Raw genomic sequence first — 16,841 nt, forward strand, 5'->3', positions numbered from 1 at the left:
GCGGATTTCGGCCTTCCTTCGGACCGGCGCCGCGCCTGCGCCGTCGGACATCCGGCCCCGAACGCGCCGTTCCCGCCGGAGGCATCCGCCCCCGGTCCAGCAGGAAGGGCGCCTCCGGATCGGCATTGCCGGATGGCGCCCCGTCGCCAACTTTTTCTGATCAGGAACGCGGAACAGCCCCGCGCGCTTCGGTTTCTCCGCCGTCCGGTTCCGTTCGCCGGAAGTCCAACGCCTTCAGGCCAGCCGCTCCAGCATTTCCAGCAGCCGTTCCAAATCCTGCCGGCCGTAATACAGCAATTCGATCCGGCCCCTGTCCTTCTGATGGCGGATGCGGACCGTCGTCTTGAACCGCTCGCGCAGCGTCTCCTCGATCTGCTCGATGTACGGATCGCGTTTCTTCGCCCTGGCCTGCGGCTTCTTCGCGGCGGCGTTTTTGCGCCCGAGCTGCTGGATCGCCTCTTCCAGCTGCCGCACGCTCCATTCGTTCTCGATCGTCTGGCGCGCCAGCTCCTTCAGTTGCTTTTCATCCTTCAGGCCGGCGAGCGCCCGCGCATGTCCCATCGACAATGTTCCACGTGAAACATGTTCCTTCACTTCAGCGGGAAGCGTAAGCAGACGGAGGAAGTTCGCGATGTGGGAACGCGATTTTCCCACCCTGAGCGACAGTTCCTCCTGGGTAAGCTGAAATTTCTCCATGATCGACTGGTAAGCCTGGGCCAGCTCGATCGCGTTCAGGTCTTCCCGCTGCAGGTTCTCGATCAGCGCGATCTCCATCACCTGCTGATCGGAGAAATCGCGCACGACCGCCGGAATCGTCGCATTGCCGACGAGCTGCGACGCCCGGAAGCGGCGTTCGCCCGCGATGATCTCGTAGCCCTTCACCGCGTTGCGCACGATGATCGGCTGGATCACGCCGTGCTGCCGGATCGATTCCGCCAGCTCCCGGATCGATTCCTCGTCAAACGTCTTGCGCGGCTGATACGGGTTCGGACGGATCTGGGCGAGCGGAATCTCGACGACCTTGTCGTCGTCGCCTACCTCCAGAGAAGATATCAGCGCGTCAAGCCCTTTCCCCAGCCGTCTGCTCATGGGTAATCACTTCCTTCGCCAATTCGAGGTAGACTTCCGCGCCCCTCGATTTCGGATCGTACGTGATGATCGACTGCCCGTGCGACGGCGCTTCGCTCAGGCGGACGTTGCGCGGGATGATCGTCTGATACACCTTCTGCTGGAAGTATTTCTTGACTTCCTCGATCACCTGGATCCCGAGGTTCGTGCGCGCATCGAACATCGTGAGCAGCACGCCCTCGATCTTCAGCGATTTGTTCAGATGCTTCTGGACAAGGCGCACCGTGTTGAGAAGCTGGCTGAGCCCCTCCAGCGCATAGTACTCGCACTGGATCGGGATGAGCACCGAATCGGCGGCCGTCAGGGAATTGATCGTGAGAATGCCGAGCGAAGGCGGGCAATCGATCAGGATGTAATCGAACAGGTCCCGCACCAGCGACAATGACTTCTTCAGCCGAATCTCCCGCGAGATGACAGGCACAAGCTCGATTTCCGCTCCGGCCAGCTGAATCGTGGCGGGTATCACCTTGAGTCCCGGAATGCTGGTGTCCATCATGGCATCGCGCGGATGGACATCATTGATCAGCACGTCGTAGATGCAGTTTTCGACATCCGCCTTGTTGATCCCGATGCCGCTGGTCGTGTTGCCCTGCGGATCGATGTCGACGAGCAGCACCTTTCTTCCCAGCGATGCCAGCGATGCGCCCAGATTGACGGAGGTCGTCGTCTTGCCGACCCCGCCCTTCTGATTCGCGATCGCAATGATTTTCGACAAACCGGTTCACCTCTCACCAGCTGAGTTGTCTTGCGTCCGTCGGTTCCTGTGCCGGCCGCCGGCGGAAGAGCGTGCCGCGGGCGACACCGCGTGGGACGGTTCCCGTCGCAAGGCTACCTTTTCTTCGGAATGCGGATCACGATTTCATAATGTTCGCCGCAATCGCGTTCGTCCGTCCGGATGTCGATGCCGGTTCCCGCCACCATCTCGACGGACTGGCGGATCGTGTTGAGCGCGAGGCGGACGTCCTTCGCGAACGAGATCCGCTTTGATGATTTTTTCGGCTTGGAAGCGGCTTCTTTGTAGAACGCGGCGCGGGCTTCCGTCTGTTTCACATTCAGTTCTTTTGTGATGATGTCTTCCAGCACCTTCACCTGGAGCTCTTCCGAATCGAGCGTGAGCAGCGCCCGGGCGTGCCGTTCCGTGATCTTGCGCTCCATGAGCGCCTTCTTTACCGGTTCGCTGAGGTGCAGCAGGCGCAGCTTGTTCGCAATCGTCGACTGGCTCTTGCCGAGCCGCTGCGCCAGGCTTTCCTGCGTCAGATTGTGCAGTTCCAGCAGCTTCTGGTAGGCCATCGCCTCTTCGATCGCCGTGAGCCCTTCCCGCTGCAGGTTTTCGATCAGCGCGATCGACGCCGCCTGGGAGTCGTTGAATTCGCGGATGATCGCCGGAATGGTCGCGAGTCCCAGCTTCTTGACGGCGCGCAGACGGCGTTCTCCCGCGATGAGCTCGTAGCGGCCGTTGCGGACGCGCACGACGATCGGCTGGATGACGCCGTGCGTGCGGATCGTCTGGCACAGCTCGTCGATCTTCTCGTCATCGAACACGGTCCGGGGCTGATAGGGGCTCGGGTCGATCTCGTCGACGGGGATTTGCTTCACTTCATCCTGATTTGCACGGTCGCCCAGACCGAACAGCCGGGAAATTTGCTCCTTCATCATGTCCTTCCCTACCCCATTCAGTATGCCGCCGCAGGTTCGCCCGGGCGGAGCTCCGCTCGCCGCGCCCGGACGGCACCGCATGCGTCCGTGGCAAGCAAAACGGATGGTGCATCATCGGATGCACCTACCGTCTCGGATACCGACAAAGACAAGCCCGACCACAAGCTCGCTTGTGCAAAGCCTATCCGCCAAAGCAACAGGGCAGCGCGGCAAACAATGCCGGACGCGGCGCGCCCCGAAACAAAACGCCGATGTTCCATCGGCGTGACGCGATTTGATCCGTTGTTGCCGCACTGCGCTGAACCATCGCCACTTGCAAACTTTTAGATTCGAGAAGGAAAAATCGATTTCCTGCTTGACAGAGCGATTTTTCGCATTTGTTCACGGAAAATGTTCCACGTGGAACACGGCCGCGAAAACGCCTGCCGCAGCCGTCAGACGATCGGCTGCTTCGCCGGAACGCCCGCCTTGCGCGGATACCGCGCCGGCGTCCGGCCCGTCTTGCGCACAACCACGATGTGCCGGCTCGCCTGCTCGAACGGAAGCCGCAGCGCGTGCACCGCCTCGATCCTGCCGCCCAGCTCGGACAGCGCGCGCTCCGCCTCCGCGATCTCCCCGGCGGGATCGCTTCCCTTCATCGCGGCGAACAGCCCGCCCGGACGCGCGAACGGAAGGCAGAGTTCGCTGAGCACGTTCATCCTCGCGACCGCGCGGGCGGTCACGAGATCATAGCCGTCCCGGTGTTCCGGTATCCGGGCCGCATCCTCGGCCCGGGCGTGCAGGCAGGTCACGCCGGACAAGCCCAGCTCCGCTGTCAGATGCTCGAGGAACCGGATCCGCTTGCCGAGCGAATCGACGATCAGCACCTGAAGATGCGGGAAGCAGATCTTGAGCGGCAGGCCCGGAAATCCGGCGCCGGAGCCGATGTCCGCGATCCGGCCGATCCCGTCCGGGTCCAGATGGAACGCGAGCGTCAGCGAATCGTAGAAATGCTTCTCGTACACCGCCTCGCGCTCCGTGATCGCCGTCAGGTTCATCCGTTCGTTCCATTCCGTAAGGAGCCGATAGTAGGTCTCGAACCGCTCGCTGCGCTCCGGCGTCATCTCCACGTTCCGTTCCGCAAGCAGCTTGACGAACCAGGAAGGGGCGCCCAAATCTCACGACCCCCGCGCCGCCGTGACGCGGTTGTAATGCTCGAGATGCACGAGCAGCACGGACAGGTCGGCGGGCGAGACGCCCGAGATCCGGGATGCCTGGCCGATCGAAATCGGCCGGATCGCCGTCAGCTTCTGCTTCGCCTCCGTCGACAGCCCGTGGACGGCGTAATAGTCGATGTCTTCCGGAATCCGCTTCGATTCCATCTTGTTCAGCCGCTCCACCTGCTGCATCTGCTTTTCGATGTAGCCCGCGTACTTGATCTGGATCTCGACCTGCTCCTTCATCTCGTCGGTGAGCTCGACCGGCGGCGGCGATACCGCCTCGATCATCGCGTACGTCACCTCCGGCCGGCGGAGCAGGGTCGCGAGGTCGACGACGTCCCGGACCGGAGCGGATCCGGCCGGCTCCAGCACCCGCTGCGCCTCCTCTGGCTTCAGCCTCACCGTCTTCAGCCGCCCGATCTCGTCCTCGACCTTCTTCTTCTTGTCGAGAAACCTGCGGTAGCGCTCCTCGCTGATGAGCCCGATCTCGTAGCCGATCGGCGTCAGGCGCAGATCGGCGTTGTCGTGGCGCAGGAGCAGCCGATACTCGGCGCGCGACGTCAGCAGCCGGTAGGGTTCGTTCGTCCCCTTCGTCACGAGGTCGTCGATCAACACGCCGATATAGGCCTGGGCGCGGGACAGGATGACCGGCTCCTTGCCCTGCACCTTGCGCGCGGCGTTGATGCCCGCCATGATCCCCTGGGCGGCCGCCTCCTCATAGCCGGACGTGCCGTTGAGCTGGCCGGCCGTGAACAGCCCCTCGACGAGCTTCGTCTCCAGCGACGGTTTGAGCTGCGTCGGCACGATCACGTCGTACTCGATCGCGTAGCCGGGGCGCATCATCTCGGCCTTCTCGAGGCCAGGAACCGAGTGCAGCATCTTGAGCTGCAGCTCCTCCGGCATGCTCGTCGACAGCCCTTGCACGTAATATTCCTTCGTGTTCCGGCCCTCCGGCTCGAGGAAGATCTGATGCCTCGGCTTGTCGGCGAACCGGACGATCTTGTCCTCGATCGAGGGGCAGTAGCGCGTCCCCGTTCCTTCGATCAGCCCCGAATACATCGGCGCCCGGTGAAGGTTTTCGCGGATGATCCGATGCGTCTCCTCCGACGTGTACGTCAGCCAGCACGGCAGCTGCTCGACTTCGCGGTATTCCGTCTCGTAGGAGAAATATTTCGGCTTCTCGTCGCCCGGCTGGATCTCCATCTTCGAGAAATCGATCGTGTCCCCGTGGATCCGCGGCGGCGTGCCGGTCTTGAAGCGAATCAGCTCGAAGCCGAGCGAGCGCAGCGATTCCGACAGCTTCACGGAGGGCTGCTGGTTGTTCGGGCCGCTCTCGTACATCAGCTCGCCGATGATGATCTTCCCGCGCAGATAGGTGCCCGTCGTGAGGACGACCGCCTGCGCGTAATATTCCGCACCCGTCCTCGTCCGCACGCCCTTGCACCGGCCGCCTTCGACGATCAGCTCCTCGACCATCGCCTGGCGGAGCGTGAGCCGCTCGGTCCGCTCGAGCGTCTGCTTCATCGTCAGCGAATAGAGCGCTTTGTCCGCCTGCGCCCGCAGCGCGTGGACCGCCGGCCCCTTGCCCGTGTTGAGCATCCGCATCTGGATGAACGTCTTGTCGATGTTTCGTCCCATCTCGCCGCCGAGCGCATCGATCTCGCGCACGACATGGCCCTTGGCCGGCCCGCCGATCGACGGGTTGCACGGCATGAACGCCACCATGTCGAGGCTGATCGTGAGCAGCAGCGTCTCGCAGCCCATCCGCGCCGCGGCGAGCGCCGCCTCGCAGCCCGCGTGCCCCGCGCCGACGACGATGACATCATAATGTCCCGCTTCATATCCCATGTGATTCACCCGCCTTCCGATTGAACAAACAACCCGCCGCCCCGGCCCGTCATTTTCCGAGACAGAACTGCGAGAAAATCTGATCGATCAGCGATTCCCCGGCCGTGTCGCCCGTGATCTCGCCGAGCCGTTCCCAGGCCGTCCGGACGTCGATCTGCACGATATCGATCGGCACCCCGGCATCCGTCGACTCGATCGCGTCGACGAGCGACCGCTCGGCCTGCCTCAGCAGCGCGGCGTGACGGGCGTTCGAGACGACCGTCTCCTCCGCGCCCTCCAGCTTGCCGCCGAAGAACAGGGCGGCGATCGCCTGCCCGAGCTCCCCGAGGCCCCGCCCCTCCTTCGCCGACATCGGCACGACGGCCGCCCCGGGCAGCAGGTTCCGCACCTCGTCTTCGTCGAGCTTCGCGGGCAGATCGGTCTTGTTCAGGATCACGATCGCCTGACGGCCCGCCGCCTGGCGCAGCAGATCGCGGTCGTCGTCGTGCAGCGGCTCGGACCGGTTCAGCACGACGAGCAGCAGATCGGCATCGGCCAGCGCCGACCGCGACCGCTCGACGCCGATCCGCTCGACGACGTCGGTCGTCTCCCGGATGCCGGCCGTGTCGAGCAGCCGGAGCGGGATGCCGTTCACCGTCACATACTCTTCGATGACGTCGCGCGTCGTGCCGGGAATGTCGGTCACGATCGCCCGCTCGGCGCCCGCCAGCAGATTGAGCAGCGAGGACTTGCCAACGTTCGGACGCCCGACGATCGCGGTCGTGATCCCTTCGCGCAATATTCTGCCTTCGTTCGCCGATTTTAGCAGCCGCCGGATCTCCTCCAGCGCTTCCCCGCACCGTTCGCGGAGAAAAGCGCTCGTCAACTCCGGGACATCGTGCTCGGGATAATCGATGTTCACCTCGAGATGCGCGAGCAGCTCGACGAGCCGCTGCCGGATCTCGCGGATCTTCCGCGAGAGCTTCCCCTCGACCTGCTTCAGCGCCACCTTCATCGCCCGCTCCGACTTCGAGCGGATCAGATCCATGACCGCCTCCGCCTGCGCCAGGTCGATGCGGCCGTTGAGAAATGCGCGCCGCGTAAATTCACCCGGCTCCGCGAGGCGGATGCGGCCGCCGGCCAGCAGCAGATCGAGCACCCGCCGCACCGGCACGACGCCGCCGTGGACGCTGATCTCGACGACATCCTCGGCCGTGAACGACTTCGGCGCCCGCATCACCGTGACGAGCGCCTCGTCGACCGTCTCGCCGGTCGACGGATCGATGATCTTCGCGTATTGCACCGTATGGGTAGCCGCGTCCGCGAGGCCGACCTTCGCGCGGACGTAGGGCGCCGCCGCTCCGATCGCGTCGGGTCCGCTGATCCGGATGACGGCGATTCCGCTCTCGCCGACGGCCGTCGCGATCGCGGCGATCGTGTCGTCCTGCATGTCTTCCTTCCTTCCTTCAAAAAAAGGCAATGCCTCGCGTGACGAGCCATTGCCGCGGTAAAGTCGCATGATCGCTTGAACGGAAGCTCTATTTGAGCGTGATGACGACGCACCGGTTCGGTTCTTCGCCCTTGCTGAACGTCTTCACCTCCGGATGATGCTGCAACGCCATATGGATCACCTTGCGCTCCTGCGGGGTCATCGGCTCGAGGACGACCTCCTTGCCGGTCTTGACCACCCGCCGCGCAAGCCGCTCGGACAGCTCCTCCAGCGTCTTGCGGCGCCGCTCGCGGAAATTCTCCGCATCCAGCAGGATGCGCACGCGTCCGCGCGTACGGCGGCTGGCGACAATGTTCGCCAGATATTGCAGCGCGTCGAGCGTCTGCCCCCTGCGGCCGATGATGAGGCCCATGTCATCGCCTCCCGACATTGACAGCAGCAGGCCGTCACGCGTCATGTTCCGGCGGATTTCGACCGTGACGCCCATCGCTTCCGCGACTTCGCGCAGGAACCGCTCCGCCGCCTCCGCGGCTTCGTCGATGTTGCCCGGTTCCGAGCGCACATCCCCTTCTTCCGTTTCCGAATCTTCCCCGTCGTCGAAAAAGTACGGTTCCCCGTCTCCGGAACCGCCGGCATCCGTCGAGACGACCGCGTCTTCATCGGCTGCTTCTTCCGCGGGCGGTTCCGCTTCGGGCGCGGCGAATGTTTCCGCCTCCGGTTCCTCGATGAGCACGAGCTCCACCCGGGCGGACCTTGCGCCGAACAGGCCGAACAGACCGCGCGTGGGATGCTGGAGCACGTTCACCTTCACGCGGTCGATCGTCGTTCCGAGTTCGGCTAGTCCGCTGTTCACCGCAGCCTCGATCGTCTTGCCGGATGCCGTGACCTTCTTCATTTCGCGGGGGCCTCCTTCGGTTTGCCCTTGTCAGACGAGCGCACGTACAGGAAATAGTTCTGGATGATCGTATAAATGTTGCTGTACACCCAGTAGAGCGGCAGGGCCGCCGGGAACGACAGCGCCATGACGAAGATCATGACCGGGAAGATCATCAGGATCGCCTTCATCGGTCCGGTCGCCTGCTGCGGCATCATCTTCGACTGGATGTACGTCGTGGTCGCGGCGATGATCGGCAGCAGCCAGGCGATGATGCCCTGCTCCTGCGGCGCGAGGCCGAGCTGGATGCCGAGGAACGAATACTCCCGGATGTCCGGATTCCAGTAGATCGCATTGTACAGCGCGATGAAGATCGGCATCTGGACGAACAGCGGCAGACAACCCGCCATCGGGTTGATCTGGTGCTGCATGAACAGCTTCATCATCTCTTCGTTGAGCTTCTGCTGGTTGTTCTTGTACTTCTCCTGCAGCTTCCGGATCTCCGGCTGGATCGCCTGCATCGCCTTCGAGCTCTTGTACTGTTTCAGCGTGAGCGGCAGGATCAGCGTGCGGACGATGACCGTCAGCAGGAGAATGGAGAGTCCGTAATTGCCGCCCAGCCATTCGGCGAAGGTGTCCAGCATGACCGCAAAATAATAGACGAAGTTTCGCTCCCAGAAATTCCCGTGGAGCAGATCCTCCGTGCTGGCCGTATGGTCAACCGGCGAGCAGCCCGCGAGCAGCAAAAGCGCCGCCGTCGCCGCCGGAAGAAGAAATCGTTTCCCTGGTCGAGACAACGGGCAAAACTCCCCTCTTGAGAAGACAAACATTCCCCTTACACTATATCACAATTTATGATCCGAAGAAAACTTGCTTAAACCTCCCGCCGGGGCTGCGTTTCCGGCCCGGCCCCGGATCCGGATCCGTTCCGTCGTCCGGACCCGCCGGCGGGCTTTCCCCCCTTCAGGAGACCGGCCTTGCGCAGCACATGCAGAAGGCTTCTCTCCAAATCCCTCGTCTTCATGCCGAGCGCCGGCCGCCGTACGATCACGATGAAATCCGTCCGGTCCGCGATCTTGTCCGCGTTCAGGCGGATCAGCTCCTTCACGACCCGGCGGATCCGGTTGCGGACGACGGCGCCGCCGAGCTTCCGGCTCACCGACACGCCCGCGCGGAACCGTTCGGTCTCGGGACGCTTGAGCCAATAGACGACGAACTGGCTGTTCGCGAACGAGCTGCCCGTCTTGTATACGCGGGTGAAATCGCTGCGGCTGCGCAGGCGAAGCTTTCTCTGCATCACCATCACCGAACCTTCCGTCCGGAAGACGCCCGGCACCGGACGGAGCGAATAAAAAAAGACCACGCTTCGTGGTCCTCCGGATCAAGCGCTCAGCACTTTTCTGCCCTTCTTGCGGCGAGCCTTCAGCACCTTGCGGCCGTTCTTCGTGCTCATCCGCTTGCGGAAGCCGTGCACTTTCTTCCGTTTGCTCACGTTCGGCCTGAACGTCGGTTTCATCGCCGGACACCTCCCGATTCCGAAATTCAGTTCCAACAACGCTTCCATCCATCCATACCGAAAGCCGGCGAACCGGCTGCGATACGTCCGGAAAAACGCCCCTACAATTAAACCACACCGTTCTTTCAAAGTCAAGCTTGCCCCCGCATGCCAAAGCGCGCGGGACGCAATCGGACGTCCGCCGGGTATCGGTTGCCGGGGGTTGTTGATAACCGATTGCCGAACGCCGTCGAAAATCCCCGGGTTGTCGACAACTTTTCAACAATTTCGAGGGTTGTTCATAAATTTTGTGCACAGATGCGGGAATTGTGGATAGTTTCGGCACAAGCGTTGAAATCAGGGGCTCGGTCTGCTATGATAGATTTGCTTCAAGCTGTGGACATCTCTCGTGAATCCTCGAATTTATCAACAGACTGTGTACAACTTTGTGAGCAATTCACTCCCCTCTGGATGACTCACAGCGGGATTTCGTTCATTTTGTGGATAATTTGTCCCGCGCTCGCTTCTTTTCGACATGATGCGGCGCACAAACCGCATCGGACGGCGCAGGCCGCATCCGGTGAACGGACTTACATAAGTTAATGCCTACGCATGCGCAAGCCGAAGGAGAGGCTTGTTCCTTTTTGCTCTTTTTTCCGGATACGGTTGCGATCGCGTTGGAGAACGGGCGATTATCCCCAATGGGCGGACGAACAGTCGGTAAGGAGTGACAGGCATTGGACAGCCAACCCCGTGACATCTGGCAGCAGGCGCTTTCCATCATCCAGACCCGGGTCAGCAAGCCAAGCTTCGACACGTGGTTCAAGGAGACGAACATGCGCTTCCTCTCGGACCGGCTCGTGCTCATCACCACGCCGCAGCCGTTCGCGGTCGAATGGCTCGAGAGCCGCTATACGCGGTACATCAGGGAAGCGCTCGAGGAATGCCTCGGCTATCCCGTCGACGTGAAATTCGCGCTCGAAGAGCAGAAAGCGGCGGAACCGCAGGCCGAACCGCCGGTCGTGCGCCGTCCCGTGGTCGTTCATGAAGAGTCCGCCGGCAGCATGCTCAATCCGAAATACAAATTCGAAACGTTCGTCATCGGCGCCAACAACCGGTTCGCCCACGCCGCCTCGCTCGCGGTGGCCGAGGCGCCGGCGAAGGCGTACAACCCGCTGTTCATTTACGGCGGCGTCGGGCTCGGCAAGACCCATCTCATGCACGCGATCGGCCATTATATATTGGAACACAATCCGGGCATGCGGGTGCTGTACATCTCGTCCGAGAAGTTTACGAACGAATTCATCAACGCGATCCGCGACAACCGGGGCGAAAGCTTCCGCAACAAATACCGCAACATCGACGTGCTGCTGATCGACGACATCCAGTTCCTCGCCGGCAAGGAGCAGACGCAGGAAGAATTTTTCCACACCTTCAACGCGCTGCACGAAGAGCGGAAACAGATCGTCATCTCGAGCGACCGCCCGCCGAAGGAGATTCCGACGCTGGAGGAGCGGCTCCGTTCGCGGTTCGAATGGGGGCTCATCACCGACATCCAACCGCCCGACCTCGAGACCCGGATCGCGATCCTGCGCAAGAAGGCGAAGGCCGAGAACCTCGACATTCCGAACGAGGCGATGGTCTACATCGCGAACATGATCGACACGAACATCCGGGAGCTCGAAGGCGCGCTCATCCGCGTCGTCGCCTATTCGTCGCTGACCAACCAGGACATCACGACCCATCTCGCGGCGGAAGCGCTCAAGGACATCATCTCCTCGAACCGCCCGAAGATGATCACGATCCAGGACATCCAGGCCAAGGTCGGCGAATATTTCGGCCTCCGGATCGAAGACTTCAAGGCGCGCAAGCGGACGAAGGCCGTCGCGTTCCCGCGACAGGTCGCGATGTATCTCGCGCGCGAGCTGACCGACCATTCGCTGCCGAAGATCGGCGACGCGTTCGGCGGCCGCGACCACACGACGGTCATCCACGCCCACGACAAAATATCGAAACAGCTCGAGACGGACCGCGAGCTGCAGCAGATCATCCGGACGCTGACCGAACGGATCCGCAGCGGACAACCGTGAACAACCCGTCAGGCCCGTGCACAGGCTTATTCACATGTGAATAGGCCGTTTTTGTCGAAGGCTGCGCGCTTATCCACAAATTCAGCCGCACTACTACGGATACGGCCAATTAATGTTATGATATTCTTCATTAAGGAACAGACTACGACGACCGCCGACGGGAGGAACGCATGAAACTGACCATCCGCAAAAACGAATTGAACGAAGCCGTCCAGCAGGCCGCGAAGGCCGTCTCTTCGAAGCCGGCCATTCCGATTCTGTCCGGAATCAAGTTTGAAGCGGACGCGAACGGTCTCACGCTGACCGCCAGCGACACCGAAATTTCGATCCAGACCTTCGTACCGGCGAACATCGGCGACGAGCCCGTCGTCCGCGTCGAACGGCCGGGAAGCATCGTGCTGTCCGCCCGTTTCATGGCGGAAATCGTCAAAAAACTGCCGGAAGACGAAATCGAGTTTGAACAGCAGGGAAGCTTCAACGTCACGATCCGCTCGGGCGCGACGGACATCCAGATGATCGGCCTGGACGCCGAGGAATTTCCGGTGCTGCCGGATCTCGGCAGCCTCAAGACCGTCACGATACCGGGTGACCGGCTCAAGAACATGATCCGGCAGACGATCTTCGCCGCTTCGACGAACGAGCAGACGCCGATCCTGACCGGCGTCCAGTGGCGGCTTGCAGGCGGCGAGCTGAAGTTCACGGCAACCGACCGGCACCGCCTGTCCACCTGCACCGCGGCGGTCGATGCGGCGGAGGACGAGCGCATCGACAGCATCGTCATCGCGGCGCGGACCCTGAACGAGCTGTCCCGCATCGTTCCCGACGCGCCGGATCCCGTCGAGATCGCGGCGGCCGACAACCAGGTGCTGTTCCGGATCGGCCGGGTGTTGTTCTACTCCCGCGTGCTTGACGGCTCCTATCCGGACACGTCGCGGATCATCCCGCAGGAATTCAAGACGGAAATGGAGATCGAAACGCGGAGGCTGACGGACGCGATCGAGCGGGCCTATTTGATGTCGCGCGAGGAAAAGACGAACATCGTGCGCATCGTGACGCTCGACGGAGGCGACATCGAGATCTCGTCCAGTTCGACGGAACTCGGCCGCGTCACCGAACGGATGCGCGCGATGCGGCTCGAAGGCGACGAGCTGCGCATTGCGTTCAACTCGAAGTACATGCTCGACGCGCTTCGGGTCATCGACAGCGAACGGATCTTCATCGGCTTCAACGGATCGATGAGCCCGATCGTGATCCGTCCGACCGACCAAAGCGACCGTCAGCTCCACATCATCCTGCCGTACCGCACGACCGGCTGAAAGGAACATCCGCATGAGAACGATCGCGATCACAACCGAGCCGATCACGCTCGGCCAATTGTTGAAGCTGGCCGGCTGCGTTGACACCGGCGGCCAGGTGAAAGCCCTGCTGGCCGAAGGCGCGGTGCGCGTCAACGGCGAGCCGGAAACGCGCCGCGGGCGGAAGCTGTACGCGGGCGACCGGATCGAGGTCGAAGGATGCGGCGCGTTTGCGATCGAGGTCGTGAAGAAGTGAAGCTGAAGAAAATCGAATTGTCGCAATACCGGAATTACGAATCGCTCCGGCTCGAGACGGATCACATGGTCAACATCTTCATCGGGCCGAACGCCCAGGGCAAGACGAACCTGCTCGAGGCGATCTTCGTGCTGGCGCTCGCGCGCTCGCACCGGACGTCGAGGGACCGGGAACTGATCCGCTGGAACAGCGCGACGGCGCGCGCGTACGGAGAGGCGGAGCGCCGCCATGGCCGCGTCACGCTCGAGATCGTGTTCACCGAGCAGGGAAAGCGCGCGAAGGTGAACGGCCTGGAGCAGCGCCGGCTCAGCGAATTCGTCGGCACGCTGAACGTCGTCATGTTCGCGCCCGAGGATCTCGAGATCGTCAAGGGCGCTCCGGGCGTGCGCAGAAGGTTCCTCGATATGGAGATCGGCCAGATCCATCCCGGCTACCTTCATGCGATGCAGCAGTACGGCAAAGTGCTGATGCAGCGCAACCGCTATCTGAAGACCGCCGGCCCCGGCGCAAGATCCGGTTTGCTCGAGGTGTGGGACGAGCAGCTCGCCGCTTGGGGTGTTAAATTGATGAAGAAAAGGCAACACTTTATCGTAACCCTTCAGCGGTGGGCGGCTTCGATCCATGCCGGCATCACGGGCGGAAGGGAAGAGCTCGCGGTGGAGTACCGGCCTTCGTTCGAGATGGAGGAAGGGGAAGAAGAAGCTGTCCTGGCCGATCGTTTTATGGTAAAGTTATCACAGGCGAGGGAACAGGAGCTGCGCCGCGGCATGACGCTGGTCGGTCCGCACCGGGACGACCTCGTGCTGCGCATCAACGGCATGGAGGCGCAGACCTACGGTTCGCAGGGCCAGCAGCGGACGGCGGCGCTGTCGCTCAAGCTGGCCGAGATCGAGCTGATTCGCGAGGAGACCGGCGAATATCCGATGCTGTTGCTGGACGATGTATTGTCGGAGCTCGACCGGAGCCGTCAGACGATGCTCATCGACACGTTCCAGCACAAGGTGCAGACGTTCATTACGACGACCAGTCTGGACGGCGTCGATCGGGAGAAGCTGCGCGACGCCTGCCTGTTCCAGGTGAAGGACGGCCGCGTGGAGAAAGCGTAGAGCCGATGCGGAAGGAGCACGAGCGACGATGTATGTCCATCTGGGCGGAGACCGGATCGTACGGGCCAGCGAGCTTGTGGCGATTCTGGATATTTCGATCGAGCAGTCTTCGCGGGTTACCCGACAGTTCACCGCCTGGGCTTCGAAGAGCAAGAACGTGGAAGTGATCGGCGAAGAAGAGCCGAAATCGATCGTCGTGACCACCCGGAAAATCTATTATTCTCCGATTTCTTCCTCCACGCTGAAGAAGCGGACGCATCAGCTGCCGGACGCGTGATCCGTCGCGGATCGGAGGCAGCAGTCGAGAGGAGCAGTGAACAGGGCATGACCGACAGCCGGCATGTTTATGATGAAAGCCAGATCCAGGTGCTGGAGGGGCTTGAGGCCGTACGCAAGCGGCCCGGCATGTACATCGGTTCGACCAGCTCGAGAGGGCTTCACCATCTCGTCTGGGAAGTCGTCGACAACAGCATTGACGAGGCGCTCGCCGGCTTCTGCACGCGCATCGAGGTGATCATCCGGAAGGACGGATCCATCACGGTGATTGACAACGGCCGGGGCATCCCGGTCGGCGAGCATCCGAAGATGAAGCGGCCCACGCTCGAAGTCGTGCTGACGGTGCTGCACGCGGGCGGGAAGTTCGGCGGCGAGGGCTACAAGGTGTCCGGCGGTCTGCACGGCGTCGGCGTTTCCGTCGTAAACGCGCTTTCCGAGCATCTCATCGTCGAGGTCAAGCGGGACGGCCGCATCCATCGGCAGGAGTACAGGCGCGGCGTTCCGCTTTACGATGTGCGCGTCGTCGGCGAGACCGAAGAGACGGGCACGACGGTCACATTCAAGCCCGACCCGGAAATCTTCACCGAGACGACCGAGTTCGATTACGAGACGCTGCAGACGCGGATCCGCGAGCTCGCGTTCCTGAACAAGGGCATCGAGATCGTGCTGCGCGACGAGCGGACCGGTGTGGAGGACATCTACAGGTACGAGGGCGGCATCATCGAGTTTGTGCAATATCTGAACCGCAACCGCGAGCTGCTGCACGAGCGGCCGATCTACATCGAGGGCATGAAGGACAACATCCAGGTCGAGATCGCGCTGCAGTACAACGACGGCTACACGGAGAACATCTATTCGTTCGCGAACAACATCCACACGCACGAAGGCGGCTCGCACGAAGCCGGGTTCAAGAGCGCGCTGACGCGCATCATCAACGAATACACCCGCAGGATCGGCCTGCTCAAGGACAGCGATTCGAACCTGACGGGCGAGGACGTACGGGAAGGGCTCACGGCGATCATCTCCGTGAAGATTCCGGAGCCGCAGTTCGAAGGGCAGACGAAGACGAAGCTCGGCAACAGCGAGGTGCGCGGCATCGTCGAATCGATGTTTGCCGAGAAGTTCCAGGAATTCCTCGACGAGAACCCGTCCGTCGCGCGCCGCATCGCGGAGAAGAGCGTGCAGGCCGCGCGGGCCCGGGAAGCGGCGCGCAAGGCCCGCGAGCTGACGCGCCGCAAGAACGCGCTCGAGGTGAGCGCGCTGCCCGGCAAGCTGGCCGACTGCTCATCCAAGGACGCCTCGATCTGCGAACTCTACATCGTCGAGGGCGATTCCGCGGGCGGTTCGGCGAAGCAGGGCCGCGACCGCCACTTCCAGGCGATCCTGCCGCTCCGCGGCAAGATTCTGAACGTCGAGAAGGCGCGGCTGGACAAGATTCTCAACAACGAGGAGATCCGCGCCATCATCACGGCGATCGGCACCGGAATCGGCGAGGACTTCGACCTGTCGAAGGCGCGTTACCACAAGATCATCATCATGACCGACGCGGACGTCGACGGCGCCCACATCCGGACGCTGCTCCTCACGTTCTTCTACCGGTACATGCGCCAGATCATCGAGGCGGGTTACGTGTACATCGCGCAGCCGCCGCTTTACAAGATCGAGCGGAACAAGGTCGTCCGCTATGCGCTGAACGACAAGGAGCGCGACCAGATTCTGGCCGAATTCGGCGAGGGCGCGAAGGTCAACATCCAGCGTTACAAGGGCCTCGGCGAGATGGACGCCGAGCAGCTGTGGGAGACGACGATGGACCCCGAGAATCGCACGATGCTGCAGGTGACGATTCAGGATGCGATTCAGGCGGATGCCATTTTCGACATCCTCATGGGCGACAATGTCGAACCGAGGCGCGAATTCATCCAGGCCAATGCGAAATTCGTCAAGAACCTCGACGTCTGAACGAAGCCGTCCGGATTTACCGGGCGGCTCCAGACTGAAGACAAACTCCCATGTTTCAGGTGGAACGTGGGAGTTTGTTTTATGGTGTTGGCCAAAATCACCAGCAAAAAGCCAACTTGCTTTAGATGGGGACCTGACTTCCAAAGCCAGGTCGCCATCTTCTTCAGATTCATGGCAGCAAAAACAAGCATCGCCTGCATGGTGACCTTCTCCAGTCCCCTCAAGGTCGT

16 protein-coding genes and 1 pseudogene are annotated in these 16,841 nt (G+C 62.0%); 6 read left to right on the plus strand and 11 right to left on the minus strand.

Annotated elements, in window-relative coordinates:
• Positions 1–234: 234 nt before the first annotated feature.
• From A9Z00_RS15430 to rpmH, 10 genes are all read right to left on the minus strand, one after another.
• On the minus strand, positions 235–1,089 hold the full coding sequence (locus tag A9Z00_RS15430) for a ParB/RepB/Spo0J family partition protein (RefSeq protein ID WP_296979300.1): 855 nt from the start codon (positions 1,087–1,089) through the stop codon (positions 235–237).
• The gene (locus A9Z00_RS15435) at positions 1,061–1,843 is read right to left on the minus strand and encodes a ParA family protein (protein WP_296979303.1); all 783 of its coding nucleotides are present in this window, start codon (positions 1,841–1,843) and stop codon (positions 1,061–1,063) included. The genes A9Z00_RS15430 and A9Z00_RS15435 overlap by 29 nt, the downstream gene beginning before the upstream one ends.
• A gap of 113 nt (positions 1,844–1,956) precedes the next feature.
• Positions 1,957–2,781: a nucleoid occlusion protein gene (noc, locus tag A9Z00_RS15440; RefSeq protein WP_296979305.1), complete on the minus strand. Its 825-nt coding sequence runs from the start codon at positions 2,779–2,781 to the stop codon at positions 1,957–1,959.
• 437 nt (positions 2,782–3,218) lie between these two features.
• On the minus strand, positions 3,219–3,938 hold the full coding sequence (rsmG, locus tag A9Z00_RS15445; RefSeq protein WP_483316331.1) for a 16S rRNA (guanine(527)-N(7))-methyltransferase RsmG: 720 nt from the start codon (positions 3,936–3,938) through the stop codon (positions 3,219–3,221).
• Between the two features lie 3 nt (positions 3,939–3,941).
• Positions 3,942–5,831, minus strand: a complete 1,890-nt coding sequence (gene mnmG / locus A9Z00_RS15450; protein ID WP_296979307.1) for a tRNA uridine-5-carboxymethylaminomethyl(34) synthesis enzyme MnmG — start codon at positions 5,829–5,831, stop codon at positions 3,942–3,944.
• Between the two features lie 49 nt (positions 5,832–5,880).
• Positions 5,881–7,260: a tRNA uridine-5-carboxymethylaminomethyl(34) synthesis GTPase MnmE gene (gene mnmE, locus A9Z00_RS15455; RefSeq protein ID WP_296979308.1), complete on the minus strand. Its 1,380-nt coding sequence runs from the start codon at positions 7,258–7,260 to the stop codon at positions 5,881–5,883.
• A gap of 88 nt (positions 7,261–7,348) precedes the next feature.
• A complete protein-coding gene (gene jag, locus A9Z00_RS15460) occupies positions 7,349–8,155 on the minus strand; it encodes an RNA-binding cell elongation regulator Jag/EloR (RefSeq protein WP_296979310.1) in 807 nt (268 codons plus the stop codon).
• A complete protein-coding gene (locus A9Z00_RS15465; RefSeq protein ID WP_483316332.1) occupies positions 8,152–8,964 on the minus strand; it encodes a YidC/Oxa1 family membrane protein insertase in 813 nt (270 codons plus the stop codon). Before A9Z00_RS15465 ends, jag begins: the two co-directional genes overlap by 4 nt.
• Positions 8,965–9,008: 44 nt before the next feature.
• Positions 9,009–9,437: a ribonuclease P protein component gene (gene rnpA, locus A9Z00_RS15470; RefSeq protein WP_367189646.1), complete on the minus strand. Its 429-nt coding sequence runs from the start codon at positions 9,435–9,437 to the stop codon at positions 9,009–9,011.
• Between the two features lie 78 nt (positions 9,438–9,515).
• Positions 9,516–9,650 carry a 50S ribosomal protein L34 gene (gene rpmH, locus A9Z00_RS15475; protein WP_296979313.1) on the minus strand — a complete coding sequence of 45 codons (135 nt, stop codon included), beginning with the start codon at positions 9,648–9,650 and terminating at the stop codon, positions 9,516–9,518.
• A gap of 716 nt (positions 9,651–10,366) precedes the next feature.
• On the opposite strand from rpmH, the gene dnaA reads away from it, so the two are divergent.
• The 6 genes from dnaA (at position 10,367) to gyrB (ending at position 16,611) form a co-directional block, all read left to right on the plus strand.
• The gene (dnaA, locus tag A9Z00_RS15480; protein WP_296979315.1) at positions 10,367–11,719 is read left to right on the plus strand and encodes a chromosomal replication initiator protein DnaA; all 1,353 of its coding nucleotides are present in this window, start codon (positions 10,367–10,369) and stop codon (positions 11,717–11,719) included.
• Positions 11,720–11,889: 170 nt separating this feature from the next.
• Complete coding sequence (dnaN, locus tag A9Z00_RS15485; RefSeq protein WP_296979317.1) at positions 11,890–13,035, plus strand: DNA polymerase III subunit beta; 1,146 nt, start codon at positions 11,890–11,892, stop codon at positions 13,033–13,035.
• Positions 13,036–13,048: 13 nt separating this feature from the next.
• Positions 13,049–13,270 carry a S4 domain-containing protein YaaA gene (gene yaaA, locus A9Z00_RS15490; protein WP_296979319.1) on the plus strand — a complete coding sequence of 74 codons (222 nt, stop codon included), beginning with the start codon at positions 13,049–13,051 and terminating at the stop codon, positions 13,268–13,270.
• Positions 13,267–14,376, plus strand: coding sequence for a DNA replication/repair protein RecF (recF, locus tag A9Z00_RS15495; RefSeq protein ID WP_296979321.1), 1,110 nt, complete (start codon positions 13,267–13,269; stop codon positions 14,374–14,376). Before yaaA ends, recF begins: the two co-directional genes overlap by 4 nt.
• 28 nt (positions 14,377–14,404) lie before the next feature.
• Complete coding sequence (remB, locus tag A9Z00_RS15500; protein ID WP_296979323.1) at positions 14,405–14,653, plus strand: extracellular matrix regulator RemB; 249 nt, start codon at positions 14,405–14,407, stop codon at positions 14,651–14,653.
• Between the two features lie 47 nt (positions 14,654–14,700).
• Entirely contained in the window at positions 14,701–16,611 is a 1,911-nt protein-coding gene (gyrB, locus tag A9Z00_RS15505; protein ID WP_296979325.1) for a DNA topoisomerase (ATP-hydrolyzing) subunit B, read from the plus strand.
• Here gyrB and A9Z00_RS15905 read toward each other — a convergent pair.
• Positions 16,509–16,841: pseudogene (locus tag A9Z00_RS15905) on the minus strand (hypothetical protein); the annotation flags it as partial. The gene gyrB and the pseudogene A9Z00_RS15905 overlap by 103 nt on opposite strands.

Source organism: Thermobacillus sp. ZCTH02-B1 (assembly GCF_002159085.1).
Classification (GTDB): domain Bacteria; phylum Bacillota; class Bacilli; order Paenibacillales; family Paenibacillaceae; genus Thermobacillus.

Excerpts from the sequence above, each read along its gene's own strand:
- mnmE (WP_296979308.1), bottom strand. The coding sequence starts at position 7,260 with ATGCAGGACGACACGATCGCCGCGATCGCGACGGCCGTCGGCGAGAGC.
- remB (WP_296979323.1), top strand. The coding sequence starts at position 14,405 with ATGTATGTCCATCTGGGCGGAGACCGGATCGTACGGGCCAGCGAGCTT.
- A9Z00_RS15465 (WP_483316332.1), bottom strand. The coding sequence starts at position 8,964 with ATGTTTGTCTTCTCAAGAGGGGAGTTTTGCCCGTTGTCTCGACCAGGG.
- gyrB (WP_296979325.1), top strand. The coding sequence starts at position 14,701 with ATGACCGACAGCCGGCATGTTTATGATGAAAGCCAGATCCAGGTGCTG.
- A9Z00_RS15430 (WP_296979300.1), bottom strand. The coding sequence starts at position 1,089 with ATGAGCAGACGGCTGGGGAAAGGGCTTGACGCGCTGATATCTTCTCTG.
- mnmG (WP_296979307.1), bottom strand. The coding sequence starts at position 5,831 with ATGGGATATGAAGCGGGACATTATGATGTCATCGTCGTCGGCGCGGGG.
- rpmH (WP_296979313.1), bottom strand. The coding sequence starts at position 9,650 with ATGAAACCGACGTTCAGGCCGAACGTGAGCAAACGGAAGAAAGTGCAC.
- rnpA (WP_367189646.1), bottom strand. The coding sequence starts at position 9,437 with ATGGTGATGCAGAGAAAGCTTCGCCTGCGCAGCCGCAGCGATTTCACC.
- yaaA (WP_296979319.1), top strand. The coding sequence starts at position 13,049 with ATGAGAACGATCGCGATCACAACCGAGCCGATCACGCTCGGCCAATTG.
- jag (WP_296979310.1), bottom strand. The coding sequence starts at position 8,155 with ATGAAGAAGGTCACGGCATCCGGCAAGACGATCGAGGCTGCGGTGAAC.
- noc (WP_296979305.1), bottom strand. The coding sequence starts at position 2,781 with ATGAAGGAGCAAATTTCCCGGCTGTTCGGTCTGGGCGACCGTGCAAAT.
- dnaN (WP_296979317.1), top strand. The coding sequence starts at position 11,890 with ATGAAACTGACCATCCGCAAAAACGAATTGAACGAAGCCGTCCAGCAG.